The organism is Knoellia aerolata DSM 18566 (genome assembly GCF_000768695.1).
GTDB classification, from domain to species: Bacteria; Actinomycetota; Actinomycetes; order Actinomycetales; family Dermatophilaceae; genus Knoellia; species Knoellia aerolata.
Window position 1 is genome coordinate 1 of the sequence record NZ_AVPL01000034.1, and the last position, 15,976, is coordinate 15,976.

At 71.5% G+C, this 15,976-nt stretch carries 17 protein-coding genes and 1 tRNA gene; 7 read left to right on the forward strand and 11 right to left on the reverse strand.

The genetic code is table 11. The features are described 5' to 3' along the window. Positions 1 to 5: 5 nt before the first annotated feature. From N801_RS12215 to N801_RS12240, 7 genes are all read right to left on the reverse strand, one after another. Positions 6 to 389, reverse strand: coding sequence for a hypothetical protein (locus N801_RS12215; RefSeq protein ID WP_035938170.1), 384 nt, complete (start codon positions 387 to 389; stop codon positions 6 to 8). A gap of 446 nt (positions 390 to 835) precedes the next feature. Then, a complete protein-coding gene (locus N801_RS21780) occupies positions 836 to 1,036 on the reverse strand; it encodes an excisionase family DNA-binding protein (protein WP_084108849.1) in 201 nt (66 codons plus the stop codon). 662 nt (positions 1,037 to 1,698) lie between these two features. Continuing rightward, on the reverse strand, positions 1,699 to 2,805 hold the full coding sequence (locus N801_RS12220) for an IS110 family RNA-guided transposase (RefSeq protein WP_035938171.1): 1,107 nt from the start codon (positions 2,803 to 2,805) through the stop codon (positions 1,699 to 1,701). Between the two features lie 613 nt (positions 2,806 to 3,418). Further along, a tRNA-Val gene (locus N801_RS12225) sits at positions 3,419 to 3,492 on the reverse strand. 80 nt (positions 3,493 to 3,572) lie between these two features. Further along, complete coding sequence (locus N801_RS12230) at positions 3,573 to 4,007, reverse strand: TIGR02611 family protein (protein ID WP_035938173.1); 435 nt, start codon at positions 4,005 to 4,007, stop codon at positions 3,573 to 3,575. Then, a complete protein-coding gene (locus N801_RS12235) occupies positions 4,004 to 4,849 on the reverse strand; it encodes an aminotransferase class IV (RefSeq protein WP_211254727.1) in 846 nt (281 codons plus the stop codon). Before N801_RS12235 ends, N801_RS12230 begins: the two co-directional genes overlap by 4 nt. Before the next feature lie 52 nt (positions 4,850 to 4,901). Next, complete coding sequence (locus tag N801_RS12240; RefSeq protein WP_084108851.1) at positions 4,902 to 5,933, reverse strand: chorismate-binding protein; 1,032 nt, start codon at positions 5,931 to 5,933, stop codon at positions 4,902 to 4,904. Positions 5,934 to 5,980: 47 nt separating this feature from the next. Here N801_RS12240 and N801_RS12245 point away from each other — a divergent pair, with 47 nt between their 5' ends. From N801_RS12245 to N801_RS12275, 7 genes are all read left to right on the forward strand, one after another. Then, complete coding sequence (locus N801_RS12245) at positions 5,981 to 7,015, forward strand: class I adenylate-forming enzyme family protein (protein ID WP_052112938.1); 1,035 nt, start codon at positions 5,981 to 5,983, stop codon at positions 7,013 to 7,015. Continuing rightward, positions 7,012 to 8,151 (forward strand): thiolase family protein, encoded by a 1,140-nt coding sequence (locus tag N801_RS12250; RefSeq protein WP_035938175.1) that lies wholly within the window; start codon positions 7,012 to 7,014, stop codon positions 8,149 to 8,151. The genes N801_RS12245 and N801_RS12250 overlap by 4 nt, the downstream gene beginning before the upstream one ends. Positions 8,152 to 8,190: 39 nt before the next feature. After that, positions 8,191 to 8,682 (forward strand): DUF6328 family protein, encoded by a 492-nt coding sequence (locus tag N801_RS12255; protein WP_035938177.1) that lies wholly within the window; start codon positions 8,191 to 8,193, stop codon positions 8,680 to 8,682. 118 nt (positions 8,683 to 8,800) lie between these two features. Next, positions 8,801 to 10,399 carry a M28 family metallopeptidase gene (locus tag N801_RS12260; protein ID WP_211254728.1) on the forward strand — a complete coding sequence of 533 codons (1,599 nt, stop codon included), beginning with the start codon at positions 8,801 to 8,803 and terminating at the stop codon, positions 10,397 to 10,399. A 123-nt stretch (positions 10,400 to 10,522) separates the two neighbouring features. Continuing rightward, the gene (locus N801_RS12265) at positions 10,523 to 10,972 is read left to right on the forward strand and encodes a pyridoxamine 5'-phosphate oxidase family protein (RefSeq protein ID WP_035938179.1); all 450 of its coding nucleotides are present in this window, start codon (positions 10,523 to 10,525) and stop codon (positions 10,970 to 10,972) included. Continuing rightward, the gene (locus N801_RS12270; RefSeq protein ID WP_084108856.1) at positions 10,969 to 12,279 is read left to right on the forward strand and encodes an acetyl-CoA hydrolase/transferase family protein; all 1,311 of its coding nucleotides are present in this window, start codon (positions 10,969 to 10,971) and stop codon (positions 12,277 to 12,279) included. The genes N801_RS12265 and N801_RS12270 overlap by 4 nt, the downstream gene beginning before the upstream one ends. Further along, positions 12,258 to 12,845, forward strand: a complete 588-nt coding sequence (locus N801_RS12275) for a CBS domain-containing protein (protein ID WP_035938181.1) — start codon at positions 12,258 to 12,260, stop codon at positions 12,843 to 12,845. The genes N801_RS12270 and N801_RS12275 overlap by 22 nt, the downstream gene beginning before the upstream one ends. 91 nt (positions 12,846 to 12,936) lie before the next feature. On the opposite strand, the gene N801_RS12280 is transcribed toward N801_RS12275, so the two are convergent. The 4 genes from N801_RS12280 to N801_RS12295 form a co-directional block, all read right to left on the reverse strand. Next, positions 12,937 to 13,368 (reverse strand): pyridoxamine 5'-phosphate oxidase family protein, encoded by a 432-nt coding sequence (locus N801_RS12280; protein ID WP_035938183.1) that lies wholly within the window; start codon positions 13,366 to 13,368, stop codon positions 12,937 to 12,939. After that, positions 13,365 to 14,258 carry a universal stress protein gene (locus N801_RS12285; protein WP_035938185.1) on the reverse strand — a complete coding sequence of 298 codons (894 nt, stop codon included), beginning with the start codon at positions 14,256 to 14,258 and terminating at the stop codon, positions 13,365 to 13,367. Before N801_RS12285 ends, N801_RS12280 begins: the two co-directional genes overlap by 4 nt. A gap of 78 nt (positions 14,259 to 14,336) precedes the next feature. Next, on the reverse strand, positions 14,337 to 14,981 hold the full coding sequence (locus N801_RS12290) for a response regulator (RefSeq protein WP_035938187.1): 645 nt from the start codon (positions 14,979 to 14,981) through the stop codon (positions 14,337 to 14,339). 43 nt (positions 14,982 to 15,024) lie between these two features. Further along, positions 15,025 to 15,975 (reverse strand): universal stress protein, encoded by a 951-nt coding sequence (locus N801_RS12295; RefSeq protein WP_084108859.1) that lies wholly within the window; start codon positions 15,973 to 15,975, stop codon positions 15,025 to 15,027. Position 15,976: the final 1 nt, after the last annotated feature.

Below are 15,976 nucleotides of genomic sequence, written 5' to 3' on the forward strand. Positions count from 1 at the left end.
GGTTGTCACCTATTGGTGCAGCAGTCCCGCTTGCCCTCAAGCGTGTCTTCAGTCACGAAGAAGTTGGAGTCAGTCTTGACGACTTTGTAGGTGAAGCGCTGTCTGTCCCGACGGCCCGGAGCAACCTGCGAATCTCCGTTCTCATCCACGAAGTTGATAGCGCTGACATCCACGCACGCCGTCACCACATAGGTCGTGGCGGCCGTTGAGCTCGCCGACACGTCACTTACTGCAGCCGTGCCCGTCTGGGTCCAACCCTTGGCCGCATATGTGCTCAACGCAATCTGCCGTTGGGACCTCGCCTGATCACGGGCCACTGGATCGAGAAGGTTGGGGCTTTTCTCCGGGTGCGCAGCGAGGTCGTCGAACACAGCCCAGTACTTCACCACCACCTCTCCAGCGAGGCGTTCGTCCCGCGCCTGTGGAGTCTCGCTCCGGGCCGGCGAGGGCGAAAGACTGCCCGCGGTGCTTGAGGATGCTGTCGACGGCGAAGCCCCGGAAGGGGAAGAGTCCGCCGGGGTCTGCTCGGCGCTGCAGGCCGTCACGCACGCGACGGCCAGAAAAGCAGCAATGGCGGCAGCCGGCACCCGCCTTACCGTGCGAACAACATGACCCGTCATCGGGGCCTCCCCAAACGATCCCGCCAGCCTGGTGTCACCCCAGGTGCATCTACCGTGGCACACGATCTCGCGATCGTCACGCCTTGATCTGGCCTGTGGAGAGCTGACGACGCCGGAGTCGACCTGTGGACAGAACGATCCGCGCGGCCTTAGCGGTTCACGAGACGGTCTCCGCACGTGGCACTGCAGATCCGCGCTACGCCGGCCGCTATCGATCACCGTCGCGAGAACCCGGTCGGGATGGGGACCAGCAACCGATCGACATCACCGGGATCAACGCGGATCAGGCGCCCGGTCCGGTAAGCGGCCAGCTGCCCCCCTGCGATTCGTCGGCGCAGCGTCCGGATGCTGACGCCAGTTCGGTCCGAAGCATGGGCTAGGGATTCGTACGAGCGGTGCTGGGTTGTCTGGTTCATGTGGCACCTCCTACACACCTACGCCACTGCGGAACGGTTTGCGGGCCACTCCTGGCGCTTGGACTCGCAACTCGCGCTTTTCGTGCCTGTGGCAAGAGCACCCCATGGTCCCTTGCGAGGCGCCTCCGTTCTCCGGCCGAGCCGCTCCGATGTACAGCACTCGTTGTGAAGGCCTTCGTCAGGCACGGCAGCCCGGGTGCCAAGCGAGTCATTCGAGCAACGAAACTGGCGAGGCTGCTCCCCGCTCATCACCCGAAACGGACAGCCCGGCTAACCTCACGGGGCCATTCGACGCCTGCCCGCTTGGAGCCTTGAACCAGCACCTGGGTCCTGTGAAGGATAGGCGAATGGGCCGGGGCCACCACGCCTGATATGTAGCGGTTCCTGTCAAGTGGGCAGGGTGAAGCGGGGTCCTTCCTGGCCGGGAAGGACCCCGCTTCTCGTTCACGGGTGGTGTGCCGGGAGAGAGCGTGTCAGGCGACGCGCGGTCAGTCTGATATTCGCGGGTTGGGTACCGCAGGGCCCTGGTTTCGGCTGGAGAGGCTGAGCTGGTCTGAGGTCGAGCGTGCCCCCGGGTGGGGGTGCTCACAGGCGATTCGCGGGTCCTCTCCTCGCGCTGCTGCTCGGACACCGTGGGTGTCTCGTGAACGGGCTTGGGTGGGTCAGTGGTCCATGACGGCCAGGGACCAGCACCAGCCGGCGAGCTCGCGGGCGATGGCGGTGTTGGCGACGGTGTGCCGCTTCTTGTGGGCGGTCAGGATGTCCCAGCGCCGGTGCAGCCGCCGGTTCCCGGCGTCGCCGCGCGCGGCTGCTGTGGCCGGGGCCAGAGCCCACCGGTCCTGCATGGTCTTGCCGGGCTGGTAGAGCGGCTTGTGGTGCCAGGCGGCTTCGATCAGCAGCCGCCGGGCGTGGCTGTTGCCGGTCTTGGTGATCCCACCCTGCATCCGGGAGGCGCCGGAGGACGACTCGGACGGGACGAGCCCAAGGTAGGACCCGATCGTGGCGCCGGTCAGCCGCTGCAAGTCACCGATCTCCACGGCCAGGGCGAACCCGGTGGTGGTCGAGATCCCGCGCAGGCACCCCAGCCGTCGGGTCACGGCCGTGAACTCGCTGTCCGCGGCCTGTTCGGTGATCATCGCGTCGAGCCGGTCCCGGCGGGCCAGGGCGTGACCCACGGCGTCGTAGGCGTCGTCGAACGCCGCCAACGTCCCGGACCCGGCGAGCGGGAGGTGGTCCTTGCGGGTCCGTCGCAGCCACGCGTCGTGCTTGCCGGTCCACGCCTGGCCGCCGTCGTACACGTGCCCGTGCCGCAGCAGCAGCTTGGACAGTCGGTGCCGCCCGGCCATCAGCACCATCCGGGCGTCTTCCCGGGCCCGGACCAGGTCCCGCGCCGACTCGGCCGCCACGGTCGGGATCGTGACCGCGACGATGTCGTCGTTGCGGGCCAACCGGGCCAACAACAGCGCGTCGCGCCGGTCGGTCTTGACCCGGTCCCCGGCCGGCCGCAGCAGCTTCGAGGGCGCCGCGACCTGGCAGCGATGCCCGGCCGCGAGCACCGCCCGCGCCAGCCCGTACCCCGTCGGGCCCGCCTCGTAGGTCACCAGGACCGGGCCATGGTCAACGGCGAGCTCGTCGACGAACGCGACAATCTGCTCGGTCACCGGCGAGATCGACCGCTCAATCAACTCACCCGTGACCGAGTCGATCGCCGCCGCCCGCACCGATCGTGCGTGAACATCCAAGCCAACACTCGTACGATCTATGAACACCGGGGCCTCCTATGCATGTCGGCACCGGCCAGCCACTCTGGTCGGTGATCCACGAATCACTGCATACGCGAGGCCCCGGCCTCAAGACCCGGACCCGCGACCCTCATAGGGTCTGAGGCAGCCGGGCTGAGGGAGGCCAGCCCATCTGTGTGTGTCCCCTGCCGCGCCAACCACACAGGGTGACGTCAGGTGCGCGAGGGCGCCGCGCACCTGACGTCGCCGTCGGTCCGCTCGCGAGAAGAGACAGACGCGTTCGGGATCACGCGCCACGGCGACACCCTTGGCGCCTGACGCCGTCATGCCGCTGGCCGGGGGCGTCCCCTCGGCTGGGACGTCGCTCCGGACGTTCCTGACCCAGACCTCGACCCGGCTTCTCGCGCCACAAGGCACCAGACCGGTTCCGGGTCGTGCCAGCTCCCGATCGCTCCCTAACAGGGGATGCTCCCCGGTGGGCCATTGGGCCCTCGGCGGCTCCCAACAGCCGGTTGTCGGCCTTCCAGGGAGCCCGTTTCACGGTCAAAACGAGCCAGCGATCCGACACGTATCCGACACGTTTGGGATCCGACACGACGCAAAAACCGCGTCTCCGCAGGTCAGAGGATGTTTCTGCTAGTGGACGTGAAGGGACTCGAACCCCTGACCTCTCGCGTGTGAGGCGAGCGCTCTAACCAGCTGAGCTACACGTCCGTGCCCGCTCGTGAGCGGGCGGACCGAGGATACCCGGCGGGTCTCCCGGGAGCGAAATCCGGTCCCGCCGACCCCCCGGGTCAGATCCGCGCGGTGTTGCGCATCCAGCTCTCGAGACCGTCCGGGAAGAAGCCGGGGATGCCCGAGAAGTGGAACGTCAGCCACAGCACGGTGGCGATGAAGGCGATGCCGACAACGCCGACGAGCGCCTTGACCACGGGGTTCTGTCGCTTGACCCACTCCTCCCAGAGGCGAAGGTGCCGCTTGACGAACTCCAGAACGCGCTGCGCCCGCTCGAACTCGGTGGACCAGATGGCGAGGCCGGCGATGACGATGAGCCAACCCGGCCCGGGGAAGGGGATGAGCAGCAACCCGCCGCACACGACGACGAGACCGACGACGAAGACGCCGATGCGGTACACCCTGGCGGTCGCGGGGTTCGCCCGGATCCGACGACGCCACGCCCAGTCGTCCTTGGTGGCCACGGCCGCCTCCCGGTCGAGGTTCTGGCTCACGGGTCCATCCCGAGGTCGGCCTCGGCCGTGCGCCAGATCTCGACCATGCGTGCGGTGACCGGGCCGACGGCGAGCTGCCGGTCGTCGACGAGGTGAACTCCCTGGACGTCGCGCGACGAGTTCGTGATGATGACCTCGTCGGCGGTGCTCAGCACCTCGAACGGCATCGCCTCCTCGACGACCTCGAGCCCCGCCTCGCGGCACCACTCGATGGCCAGCTCGCGGGTGATGCCGGCGAGGCAGCCGCTGTCGAGGGGCGGCGTGCGCAGGACACCATCGGTGACGACGAACACGTTGGACGCCGTGCCCTCGCAGAGCTCACCGCGGGTGTTGGCGAGCAGGGCCTCCTCCGCCCCGTGGGAGCGCGCATAGGTCACGGCGATGACGTTCTCGGCGTAGGACGTGGTCTTGAGACCGACGGTGGCCGCGCGTTCGTTGCGCACCCACGGCACCGTGACGACCGCCGCGGACGGCGCGTGGGCCGCCGACGGCGTGGCGGCGACGATGACCGTCGCGGGCGAGTCGTGCCGGTCGGAGCCCAGCGGGCCCGCACCACCGGTGACGGTGATCCGCACCCGACCGAACCCGATCGGCTCCCCGGAGGACAGCACCTCCTTGACCCCCTGGCTCACCCACGCGTCGTCGACCGGCGGAAGGCCCAGCCCCGCCAGCGTGCGTCCGAGCCGGCGCAGGTGCCGCGTCAGGGCAAAGGCCTCACCGTCCACCACCTTGCAGGTCTCGAAGGCCCCGTCGCCCACGGTCAGCCCGTGGTCCAGCGCCCGCACCGACGGCACGTCGGGTCCGACGAGCTGACCATCCACCCACAACCGGATCGCGTTCATGGGTCCACCATCCCAGATGCACCTCCGTGGCCCCATGAGGACATCCCCTGAGTCAGCCCCGAGCCGTCCCGCGCGCGAGCGAGAGGAGGCGGCTGGCCTTGAGCTCGGTCTCGGCCAGCTCACCCTGCGGGTCGGACGCCCACGTGATCGCCGCCCCCGTGCCGAACCTCAGCATCCGCCGCCCGGCGCCGTCCCGCTCCACCCAGAAGGTCCGGATGCCCACCGCCAGCAGCGCCTCGTCCCGGTCGGCGTCGATCCACCCGATCGCCCCGCAGTACGGTCCGCGCGCCTCCGGCTCGAGGTCGGCGATCGCCTGCAGCGCCGTGTGTTTGGGCGTGCCCGACACCGACCCGGGCGGGAAGGACGCGTCGAGCAGCTCGCGCCAGCCCATCCCGTCGCGCAGCACCCCGGTCACGTCCGACACGAGGTGGACGAGCCCGGGGTGCGCCTCCAACCGGCACAGGTGGTCGACGCGGACGGTGCCCGGACGACACACGTGCTGGAGGTCGTTGCGGACGAGGTCGACGATCATGACGTTCTCCGCGTAGTCCTTGGGCAGCAGCCGGTCGGCCGTCACGGCCGTGCCCTTGATCGGGCTCGACGTGACCGTCCGCCCCCGCCGCACGAGGTAGACCTCGGGGGACGCGCAGGCGATCTCCAGCCCCGCCTCGGGGATCTCGATCGTCGCGGCGTACGGCGCCGGGTTGCCCCGGGCCAGGACGTCGCCGAGGTCCCGCACCGACAGGCCCTCCGGGATCTCGCTGCCGAGGATGCGGCAGAGGTTGACCTGGTAGACCGTGCCGCGCGCGATGCGCTCGCGCACCTCCTCGACACCCTCGACGTATGCCGTGTCGCCCAGGCTCGCGCTCCACTCACCGGAGGCGCCGGGCCAGGTCGACGACGAGGTGGTCGGGCCGGGGCCGCGGGTCACCGACGACATGCGCACGGCGGTGAGATCCCCCTCGAAGGTCAGGACCACCGCCCAGAAGCCGGAGTCGACGTCGTCGATGTCGTGCGTGACGGCATCGACGCCGCTCGCCTCGATGACTCCCCCGTCCAGGGAGCTGAACCTCGCCCACGCCACGGCCCGATGCTAGGGGGCGGACGATCCGGGTGTGAGACGGTGTCGCCGTGCGTGAGACCCCGGCCCGCGACGTCCTGAGGACGCTGGGCCTGCTGCGGGAGTCGGACGGCCGCGCCTGGCTGGAGCTGCAGACCTCCGGCACCACGGACCGGCCGCGCACCGTCGTGCGGTCCCTCGCCTCGTGGGAGGACAGCTTCGACCACCTCAGCCGCCTCACCGGCGTGACGTCCGCGGACCGCGTCCTCGTCCCGGCGCCGCCCACCGGGTCGATGTTCGCCTTCGCGCTCGCGCACACCGCGCACCTCGGTGCGGAGGCCGTGAACCTCCCGCAGTGGAGCCCGCGTGGGGCCGTGGCCGCGTTGCGCACCTGCACCGTCGCCCACCTCACCCCGGCGATGCTCGCCGGACTCGCCGGCAGGGACCTCGGACGCCTCCGCACCGTGGTGTGTGCGGGCTCGGCGCTCCCCGCGCCGGTCCGCGAACGCGCGCACGAGGCCGGCCTGCGGGTCGTCGACTACTACGGCTCGGCCGAGCTGAGCTTCGTCGCCATCCGCTCCGGTGCCCGGCTCGCTCCCTTCCCGCAGGTCGAGGTCGAGGTCCGCGACGGCGTCGTCTGGGCCCGCAGCCCGTGGCTCTGCCAGGGCTACGCCCCGGGCCAGTCCGGTCCGCTGCGGCGCGACCGGGACGGGTGGGCGACCGTCGGCGACCGGGGCCGTCTCGACGACGACGGCGGACTGCATGTCGTCGGCCGGGACGACACCGTGACCACGGGCGGGGTGAGCGTGCCCTGCTCCGACGTCGAGGCCGTCCTCCGGTCCATCGACGGGATCACCGACGCCGTCGTCGTCGGCACCCCGCACCCCGGGCTCGGCGAGCTCGTCGAGGCCGTCGTCGTCGCGCCGGCCGCGTTCGACCTCGCGTCGGCGCAGTCGCGGGCCACCGAGCGGCTCGCCCCCACCCACCTCCCCCGTCGCTGGCACGTGTGGACCGACCTGCCACTCACCCCCGTCGGCAAGGTCGACCGCCCCGAGGTCAGGCGCCGTCTCGTGGCCGCTCGCGAGGCCGGGGTGCTCCCGTCGTGATCGACCCCAGGACTCCGGTGATCGTCGCGGCCCGGCGCACCCCGATCGGGACCGCCGGGCTGGCGCTGCGGAACGTCGACGCGGTCGGACTGGCGCACCCGGTGCTCCGGACGGTCGCCGACGACGTGCTCGCCGGCGGGCCGGCACAGGTGGTGCTCGGCAACTGCATGGGTCCTGGTGGCAACATCGCCCGGGTGGCCTCGCTCGCCGCCGGCTTCGGCGTCGGTGTCCCTGCCATGACCGTCGACCTCCAGTGCGGCAGTGGGCTGGCCGCCATCACCACCGCCTGTGCGCTGGTCAGATCGGGGTCGGCGGACACCGTCGTCGCCGGAGGAGTCGAGAGCGCGAGCACGGCACCGTGGCGGATGTGGCCGCCGGCAGACGGTGCCGCACCACGGCGATACACCCGTGCCCCCTTCTCCCCCGCAGAGATCGGCGACCCGGAGATGGGCGCGGCGGCTGATGACCTGGCCCGGAGCTCGGGCATCAGCCGCGAACGGCAGGACGCGTATGCCGTCCGCTCCCACACGCGCGCCGCCGCCGCCCGGGCGGCCGGCAGGTTCGACGACGAGATCGTCGCGCTGCCCCAGCTCGACCACGACGAACGCGTGCGCGACACGCTGCGTACCTCGACCCTCGCTCGCCTCCCGGCGGCGTTCTCCGCCGGTGGCACCGTCACCGCGGGCAACGCGTGCGGCATCAACGACGGCGCAGCGGCCGTGACGATCGTGAGCGAGGCACGCAGGCGCGCCGACGGCATACCGGGTCTGGCCTGCCTCGACTGGGAGATGGTCGGCTGCGACCCCAACCTGCCCGGCCTCGGTCCGGTCCCGGCGATACGAAACCTGTTGCACCGCAACGCGATCCAGCAGGACGACGTCGGCGTCATCGAGATCAACGAGGCCTTCGCGGCGCAGGTGCTCGCCTGCTGCGATGGCCTGGGGATCGACGAGCAGCGGGTCTGCGTCGAGGGTGGCGCACTGGCGCTGGGACACCCGTGGGGCGCGTCCGGCGCGGTCCTCGCCGTGCGGATGTTCAGCCAGATGGTGCGGGTGGACGGTGCGGAGCTCGGGGTCGCCGCCATCGCCGTGGGTGGCGGGCAGGGCGTCGCGTTGCTCCTGCAACGCGTCGGCTGACCGGGAGTGTGGGTGGGCGCCACTGGGTAACCTCGGCGCATGGAGGCAGCGCAGCCCAACGAGGACCGTCACGAGACCGAGACCGAGCGGCTCGACCGCAACTGGGACGAGCTCCTCCAAGAGCTGCGCGTCACCCAGACCGGGGTCCAGATCCTCGCCGGCTTCCTGCTCACCCTGCCCTTCCAGCAGCGCTTCTCGACGCTGGACGACGGTCAGCGCGCGGCGTACCTCGTCTCGCTGGCGGCGGCCGTCCTCGCGACCGCACTGCTGGTCGCCCCGGTCAGCGCACACCGGATGTTGTTCCGGCAGAGGGCAAAGCGAGAGCTGGTCGCCTTCGCGGACGCTGCCGCTCGCATCGGCCTGGTGGCCCTCGCGGTGAGCATCGTCGCCGCGACCTTCCTCATCTTCGACGTCGTCGTCGGAGGGGGCGCGGGCGTCACGGCGGCCTCGGCGACCCTCGCGGTCTTCCTCGTGAGCTGGGTCGTCGTGCCGCTGGTCGTGCGTTCACGGCTGTCCCGGTCGGAGTCCTGAGCCGACGGACGGGGCGGACGGACCAGGCCCTCTGCGCCCTTCCCCGGGCGCGACCCCGGGTCTAGTCTGCGGAAATCCGGCCGGATCCGGGCGCCGGACAGACCCCCGGGAGTACATCGTGAGATCGAGATCCGTCCTCGCCGTCGCTGCCAGTGCTGCGTTGGCCACCACCCTCGTGGCGTCCGTCGGGACTCAGGCCACGGCGGCACCGAACCCCAACTCCCCCGCCAAGCTCACCAAGGCGGTCACCCTCGACGGCCTCCTCTCGCACCTCGAGGCGCTGCAGGACATCTCCGACGAGTTCGGAGACCGCGCCGCGGGCCGACCCGGCTACGACGCCTCCGTGGACTACGTCGTCGAGCAGCTGACGGCCGCGGGCTACACGCCGGAGGTGCAGGCATTCCAGTTCGACTACTTCGAGGAGAACTCGGAGCTGTTCCGGACCAACCCGGACAGGACCTTCGTCAACGAGGTCGACTTCCTCCGCAACACGTTCGACTCCGGCACACCGGAGGGGACGGCGACCGGCGTCCTCTTCCCGGTCGACCTGAGACTCGACGCCCCCACCCTGCCGCCCAGCACGTCGACCAGCGGGTGCGAGGCATCCGACTTCACGGGGATGCCCACGGGAGCGATCGCCCTGGTGCAGCGCGGAACCTGCGGGTTCAACGTCAAGGTCCTCAACGCGCAGGCCGCCGGCGCCGCCGGTGTCGTCGTCATGAACGAGGGTCAGCCCGGGCGGACCGGACTCCTCAACATGATCGGCGACGCCACCGGCCTGACCATCCCGGCCGTCTTCACGACCTACGCGGTCGGCGCCGAGCTGGCCACCACCCCGGGTCAGTCCGTGACGGTGACCGTGGACTTCGCCGCGGAGGAGCGGACGGCCTACAACGTCCTCGCCCAGACGGCGGCCGGCAACACGTCGAACGTCGTCATGGCCGGCGCCCACCTCGACAGCGTCCAGGGCGGCGCCGGGATCAACGACAACGGCTCGGGCAGCGCTGCCCTGCTGGAGACGGCGATCCAGATGGCGAAGGTCAAGCCCAACAACGCCGTGCGCTTCGCGTGGTGGGGCGCCGAGGAGTCGGGCCTGCTCGGGTCCGAGCACTACGTCGCCGAGCTCAGCGATGCTGAGGCGGACGACATCGCCCTCTACCTCAACTTCGACATGGTGGCCTCGCCGAACTACATGTTCGGCATCTACGACGGTGACAACTCCGGCGGCACCGCCGCTCCGGGCTTCATCCCCGTCGGCTCGGCCGAGATCGAGGACGTCTTCGAGGCCTTCTACGACAGCCGTGGGCTCCCGTCCCAGGACTCCGAGTTCTCGGGCCGGTCGGACTACGGTCCGTTCATCGCCGTCGGCATCCCGGCGGGTGGCCTCTTCACCGGGGCCGAGGGTGTGAAGACGGCAGCCGAGGCAGCCCTCTACGGTGGCGTTCCGGGCGCGGCGTACGACCCGTGCTACCACCAGTTCTGCGACAACCTCACCGGTGAGGGACAGGACGCGGCGCTGTACGCCGCGCTCGAGGCGGACTACGACCTGGTCGGCAACGTCAACACCGAGGCGCTCGACGTCAACGCCGACGCGATCGCCACGGCGGTGATCACCTTCGCGTTCGACACCTCGAGCGTCAACGGGGTGCGGGTGCCCGGGAAGTCGCACGGCGCCGGTCGCAGCGTCGACGCGTTCAGGGACAGGTTCGCCGGCTGACGGGTCCCATCGAGATCGACCACAGGGGCGCACCCGGTGCCGCACCGCCGGGTGCGCCCCTCGACGCGCTCCCGGGCCCTTGGTCCCTGTCCTCTCAGGCGCCGGTGCACGACGGTGGGGTCCATGGACAACGAGACGGGACCCGCACCCGAGCAGGACGAGCCGACGCCCATTCGGGAGACGACCGTCAGCGAGTCGTGGGCGCTGTTGCGGGAGGCCGTGATCGGTCGTCTCGCGGTCATCCACGACGGCGCTCCCGACATCTTCCCGGTCAACTTCGCCGTCGACCACGGGACCGTGGTGCTCCGTACCGCCGGCGGGACCAAGCACGACGCTGCCAGGAACCACCCGGTCGCCTTCGAGGTGGACGGCTACGACGCGGGGAGCGGCGAGGCCTGGAGCGTCGTCGTGCGGGGCCACGCGGTCGAGGTGCGGGACGTGGACGAGTCGATCGAGATCCTCAACCTGCTGGACCCCTGGCAGAAGGGTCCCAAGCCCCACCTCCTGCGCCTCGTCCCTGTCACCCTCACCGGCCGTCGGTTCCCGGTCAGTGGAGGCGTGCGGCACCCGTGAGCCATCCCACCACGACGTCTGACGTCACCACCGCCCTTCGGGACAGGGCGCGTCGCCTCGACCGACCCCTGCGCGTCGTGGTCGGGGGGAACGCCTCCGTCCCCTGGACCCTGCTGCGCCTCCTCGACGAGGGCGTGACGGAGTTCGAGCTGTTCATGCTCAACGCTCCACGCGGCATCCCCACGCGAGCGGGGGTCCGGCTCGTCACGCCGTTCGTGGGTCCCGGCATGCGGGGGCAGCCGGGCCTGTCCTACCTGCCGGCGCGCCTCTCGCACGTCCCGACGCTGATGTCCCGGCGCTTCGTCCCGGACGTCGTCCTCGTCACCGTGTCGGCTCCCGACGGCGTCGGCGCCTTCTCGCTCGGCGCCGAGGTCAACATCCTCCCTGCCGCGATCGAGGCGTGCCGTGCCTCCGACGGCCTCGTCCTCGCCGAGTCACGGGCCGACATGCCGTTCACGTTCGGCGACGCCGAGCTCGGCGCGCACGACCTGGACGCCGTCCTCCTCGACGTGCACCCGCCGGCCGGCAACGGTCACGTCGCGGTCCCCGTGTCCCCGGAGGTCGACCGCATCGGTGAGCACGTGGCCGTGCGGGTGGGGTCCGGCGCGACCCTCCAGCTCGGCATCGGCGCCATCCCGGACGCCGTCGTCCCCCGCCTCACCGACCGGCGGCGCCTCGGCGTCTGGAGCGAGATGGTTTCGGACGGCATCCTCCACCTCGACGACGCGGGGTCGCTCCACCCCGACCGCGAGGTCGTCGCGTCCTTCGCCGTCGGCGGACCACGCCTCATGTCCTGGCTGCACGGGAACCCGCGGGTGCGGATGCTGCGGACCGAGGTCGTCAACGACCCCGGGCACATCGCGGCCAACCCCGCCATGACGAGCATCAACACCGCCCTGAGCGTCGACCTCTTCGACCAGGCCAACGGCAGCCATATCGGCTCCCGCCTGCACTCCGGCTTCGGCGGGCAGTGCGACTTCGTCGTCGGAGCGATGGACTCCCCCGGCGGCCAGGCGATCCTCGCCGTGCGGTCGTGGCACCCGCGTGCCGACGTGTCGGCCATCGTCGGCCTGCTCGAGGGACCGGTGACGTCGTTCCAGCACACCGCCGTCGTCACCGAGCAGGGCTGCGCTGACATCATGGGGTGGGACGCCCAGGCCCAGGCACGCCACCTCATCGAGCATGCTGCTCACCCGTCGGTCCGTGCCGAGCTCTGGGAGGAAGCCCGTGACCTCGGGCTCGGCGAGGCGCAGCCCGCCTCAGGAACAGGAAAGGCAGGCCACGCATGCTCGTCGCCGACGTCATGACCTCCCCCGCCCTCAGCCTCCCCCTGGGGGCTCCTCTCGAGGAGGCCATCGCGATCCTGGGCCGCTCACGGATCAGCTCGCTGCCGGTCGTCGACGAGCACGGCGTCGTCGTGGGCATCGTCTCCGAGGGCGACGTCCTGCGCGACCAGCTGCCGCGCGACCCGCGGGCACACCTGCGCGCGTCCTTGCCGACCCTGGCCCGCGACCGCACGGTGGACGACCTCATGACCGCCGACCCGAGGTGCGTGACGTCGGCGACGGACAGCTCGGAGGTCGCCCAGACCCTCGCGGCCAAGGGCTGGAAGAGCATGCCGGTGGTCGACGACGGCGGGCACCTCGTCGGCGTCGTCAGTCGCAGCGACATCCTGCGGGCGATGGCCGTGCCCGACGTCGAGCTCGTCGCGGCCATCCAGCAGGCCCTGGCCGAGGCCGGGTTGCCCGAGGTGACCGCGAGCGTCACGGGTGGGCACGTCACCGTGCACCCGGACCGCAGCGACCTCGGCCCGGCCGCGATGGCGGTGGCCGCCACGGTCCCGGGGATCCGCAGCGTCCAGCTCGCTCCCTGAGCGTCCAGCTCGCTCCCTGAGCGACCGACTCACCGCCGGGCCTGCGCGGTCCTCGGTGGCCTGTGCCGGCCTGCGCCGGCCTGCGCCATCCTCAGTGCGGAAGGAGCTCGCGCCCGGAGATCTGATCGGGCCGGACGCGGACCCAGACCGAGTCGGTCCGGTCGCCCACGGGCCACGGCGCGGTGTCGAGAGCCTCGAGCTCGTGCACGAGGTCGTCCTCGTCCACCAGGGAGGCGACCCCCGTGAGGGTCACGCTCCAGCCGGTGACCGTGGCGCGGTCGTACTCGTCGACCTCGAAGCCCACCGGATCGTGGTCCGACGCCGCCTCGATCTTCGAGCCGCCGCTGGTGCGGAAGTAGACGTCCACCCCGTGCACGAGGTGGTGCACGGGCAGCACGACCACCTCGCCGGCGACGATGAACCCCAGCCGGCCGATCCCCGCCGAGGCGAGCCGGTCCAGGCACTCCTCGGTGCTCATGACCCGCAGGCCGCTGTGGTCGGTGGGGGCGTCGACGTCACTCACGGCGCCACCGCCGACAGTGCGTGGACGACGGCGATCGGGCACGGGCGGTCGCGGTGCAGGAGCCCCTGGCTGACCGAGCCGAGGAGCAGCCCGACGAACCCGCCGTGACCACGGCTGCCGACGACGATGAGCTGGGCACCCTCGGACTCAGCCAGCACGGCCTCCACCGGGAGAGACCGGCGCAGGACGGTGCGCACCTCCACCTCGGGGAACTTCGCGGACCACCCGGCGAGGGCGACGTCGAGCCGCCCGCGGTGCAGGTGCTCCAGCTCGGCGACCCGCTCCTCGCTCAGCCACGGGGCGTCGAAGGTCTGGGGAACGTCGACCCACCAGGAGTGCACGGCGGTCACCGACGCGCCGAGGGCAGCCGCCCGCTCGAAGGCGAAGCCGACCGCCGGGTCGTTCGCGGACGAGCCGTCCACGGCGACGACGATGGGCGCCTGCGGCGACACGTCGAAGTCCTTGTCGACGACGACCACGGGGCAGGACGCGTGGGCTGCCACCTGCGACGAGGTGGAGCCCGAGAAGGCCTCTCCCAACGCCGACTGCCGGCGCCGTCCCACGACGACGAGCTCGGCCTCGCGGGAGGCGTCGACGAGGAACGAGGCGGGCGTGCCCGCCACGGACTCCACGACGACGGCCCGCTCCGGAGCCATTCCCGCCACGCGCTCGCGCGCTTCGTCGACGAGCTCGCTGTCGAACTCCTCCGGCCAGGGGGTCGTCAGCCCGTAGCCGGCCGCGACGGGGTAGAGCATCCCGCGGGCCACGAGGACGTGCAGCGGCAGGTCTCGGCGCGTGGCCTCCGCGACGGCCCAGGCGAAGGCCGCGTCACCGGGCGGCGACCCGTCGAATCCCACGACGACGGGGCGTGCGCTGGCAGGGGTGTTCATGGGTCCTCCTGTGCTGAAGGTCTGGTCCTCCGAGCGTGCCGCGAGCGAGGGTGACGGCACAGGGCCCTTGGTCCCGGCTCAGTGCTGGCGCTCGCCCCGCCGTTCCTTGCTGGCCATGTAGACCGCGGCTTGGGTGCGACGTTCCATGCCGAGCTTGGCGAGGACGGACGTGACGTAGTTCTTGACCGTCTTCTCGGCCAGCCCCAGCGCTTCGCCGATCTGGCGGTTCGTGAGGCCCTCCGCGATGTGCTGCAGGATGCGCCGCTCCTGGGGGGACAGCGCGGTGAGGCGAGGGTCGTCGACGTCGTGGCCCCACTGGGCACGCAGCCGCGACACCACGGCGTCGTCGAGCAGGCTCTCACCGGAGGCCACGCGCCGGATGGAGTCCACGAGGCGACTGCCGCGGATGTCCTTGAGGAGGTAGCCGGCGGCCCCGGCCAGGACCGCCGAGCGCAGGGCCTCGTCGTCGTCGAAGGACGTCAGCACGATGCCGGCCACCGACGGGTCGACCGAGCGGACGTCACGGCACACGTCGATGCCGGAGCCGTCCGGCAGCCGGGCGTCGAGGATCATGACGTGCGGTCGGAGCGCGGGGATGCGCCGGGTGGCCTCCTGGGCACTGCCCGACTCCCCCACCACCTCGAGGTCGTCCTCGACCTCGAGCAGCTCACGCAGTCCACGCCGGACCACCTCGTGGTCGTCCAGCAGGAAGACCTTGATCATCTCCACACCCTTCGTCGGCTCCGACCACCCTAGACGTGAGGTGTCAGATTCCACTGTCCCGCACGACGGCGACCGGCAGATCGGCCTCCCGCAGGATGGCTCTGCTCACCGAGCCGAGCTCGAGCCCGGCGAAGCCTCCCTGTCCTCGCGACCCCACCACGAGCAGGCCCGCGCCCTCCGACTCCTCGAGCAGCACCTCCTGGGCGAGGCCGTGCGGTGCGCGCGTCACGACGCGGACGTCGGGAAACCACCCGTCGACGAGGAGGACGGCCTCCTGCAGGCTGTCCGCGGCCCGGCCGGACGCACCGTCGGACAGCCTGGCCGCCGCAGTGCGCGAGTCCGGCCAGAGGTCGGCCATCCAGGGCTCCTGACGGGGGCCGGACCAGGCGGAGACGACCACCAGCTCCGCCCCGGTCGCGGACGCCGCGGACGCCGCGAACTTCAGCGCTCGCGTCGACGGCTGCGACGTGTCGACCCCGACGACCACAGGCCGACCGGGCCCGATCTCCTCCGTCGAGGAACCTTGCACCACGGTGACCGGGCACCGGGCGTGCATGCCCAGGGCGAAGGACACCGATCCGAGGCTGGTGTCGGCCCTCGACACGCGCCGACCGACCACGACGAGGTCGGCGGACTGCGACATCGCGACGAGCTCGGCCGCGGGGCTGCCCACCGCTCCCAGCGCCCGCGTCTCGAGGTCCGGGTGTCGTCGACGGGCCTCGTCCGCGCCACGTTGGGCGATGCGCTGGGCGGCACGCCCGAGCACGTCGGGTGTGGGGGTGAGGGACACGGACGACCACGTGAGCGCGGGCGGCGGGCTCACGGCATACACGACCACGAGGGCGGCGCCTCGCGCGCTCGCCCAGTCGGCAGCCCATCGCAGCGCCGAGCCGGCCTCCGCCGACTCGTCGTAGCCCACGACGACGGGTCCGTACATCGGACGTCGCCGGGCGCCCTGCAGGGTCGCGCCCTCCTCGGGGCGGGGAATGGTCATG

Excerpts from the sequence above, each read along its gene's own strand:
- N801_RS12285 (WP_035938185.1), bottom strand. The coding sequence starts at position 14,258 with ATGAACACCCCTGCCAGCGCACGCCCCGTCGTCGTGGGATTCGACGGG.
- N801_RS12275 (WP_035938181.1), top strand. The coding sequence starts at position 12,258 with ATGCTCGTCGCCGACGTCATGACCTCCCCCGCCCTCAGCCTCCCCCTG.
- N801_RS21780 (WP_084108849.1), bottom strand. The coding sequence starts at position 1,036 with ATGAACCAGACAACCCAGCACCGCTCGTACGAATCCCTAGCCCATGCT.
- N801_RS12255 (WP_035938177.1), top strand. The coding sequence starts at position 8,191 with ATGGAGGCAGCGCAGCCCAACGAGGACCGTCACGAGACCGAGACCGAG.
- N801_RS12295 (WP_084108859.1), bottom strand. The coding sequence starts at position 15,975 with ATGACCATTCCCCGCCCCGAGGAGGGCGCGACCCTGCAGGGCGCCCGG.
- N801_RS12290 (WP_035938187.1), bottom strand. The coding sequence starts at position 14,981 with ATGATCAAGGTCTTCCTGCTGGACGACCACGAGGTGGTCCGGCGTGGA.
- N801_RS12235 (WP_211254727.1), bottom strand. The coding sequence starts at position 4,849 with ATGAACGCGATCCGGTTGTGGGTGGATGGTCAGCTCGTCGGACCCGAC.
- N801_RS12265 (WP_035938179.1), top strand. The coding sequence starts at position 10,523 with ATGGACAACGAGACGGGACCCGCACCCGAGCAGGACGAGCCGACGCCC.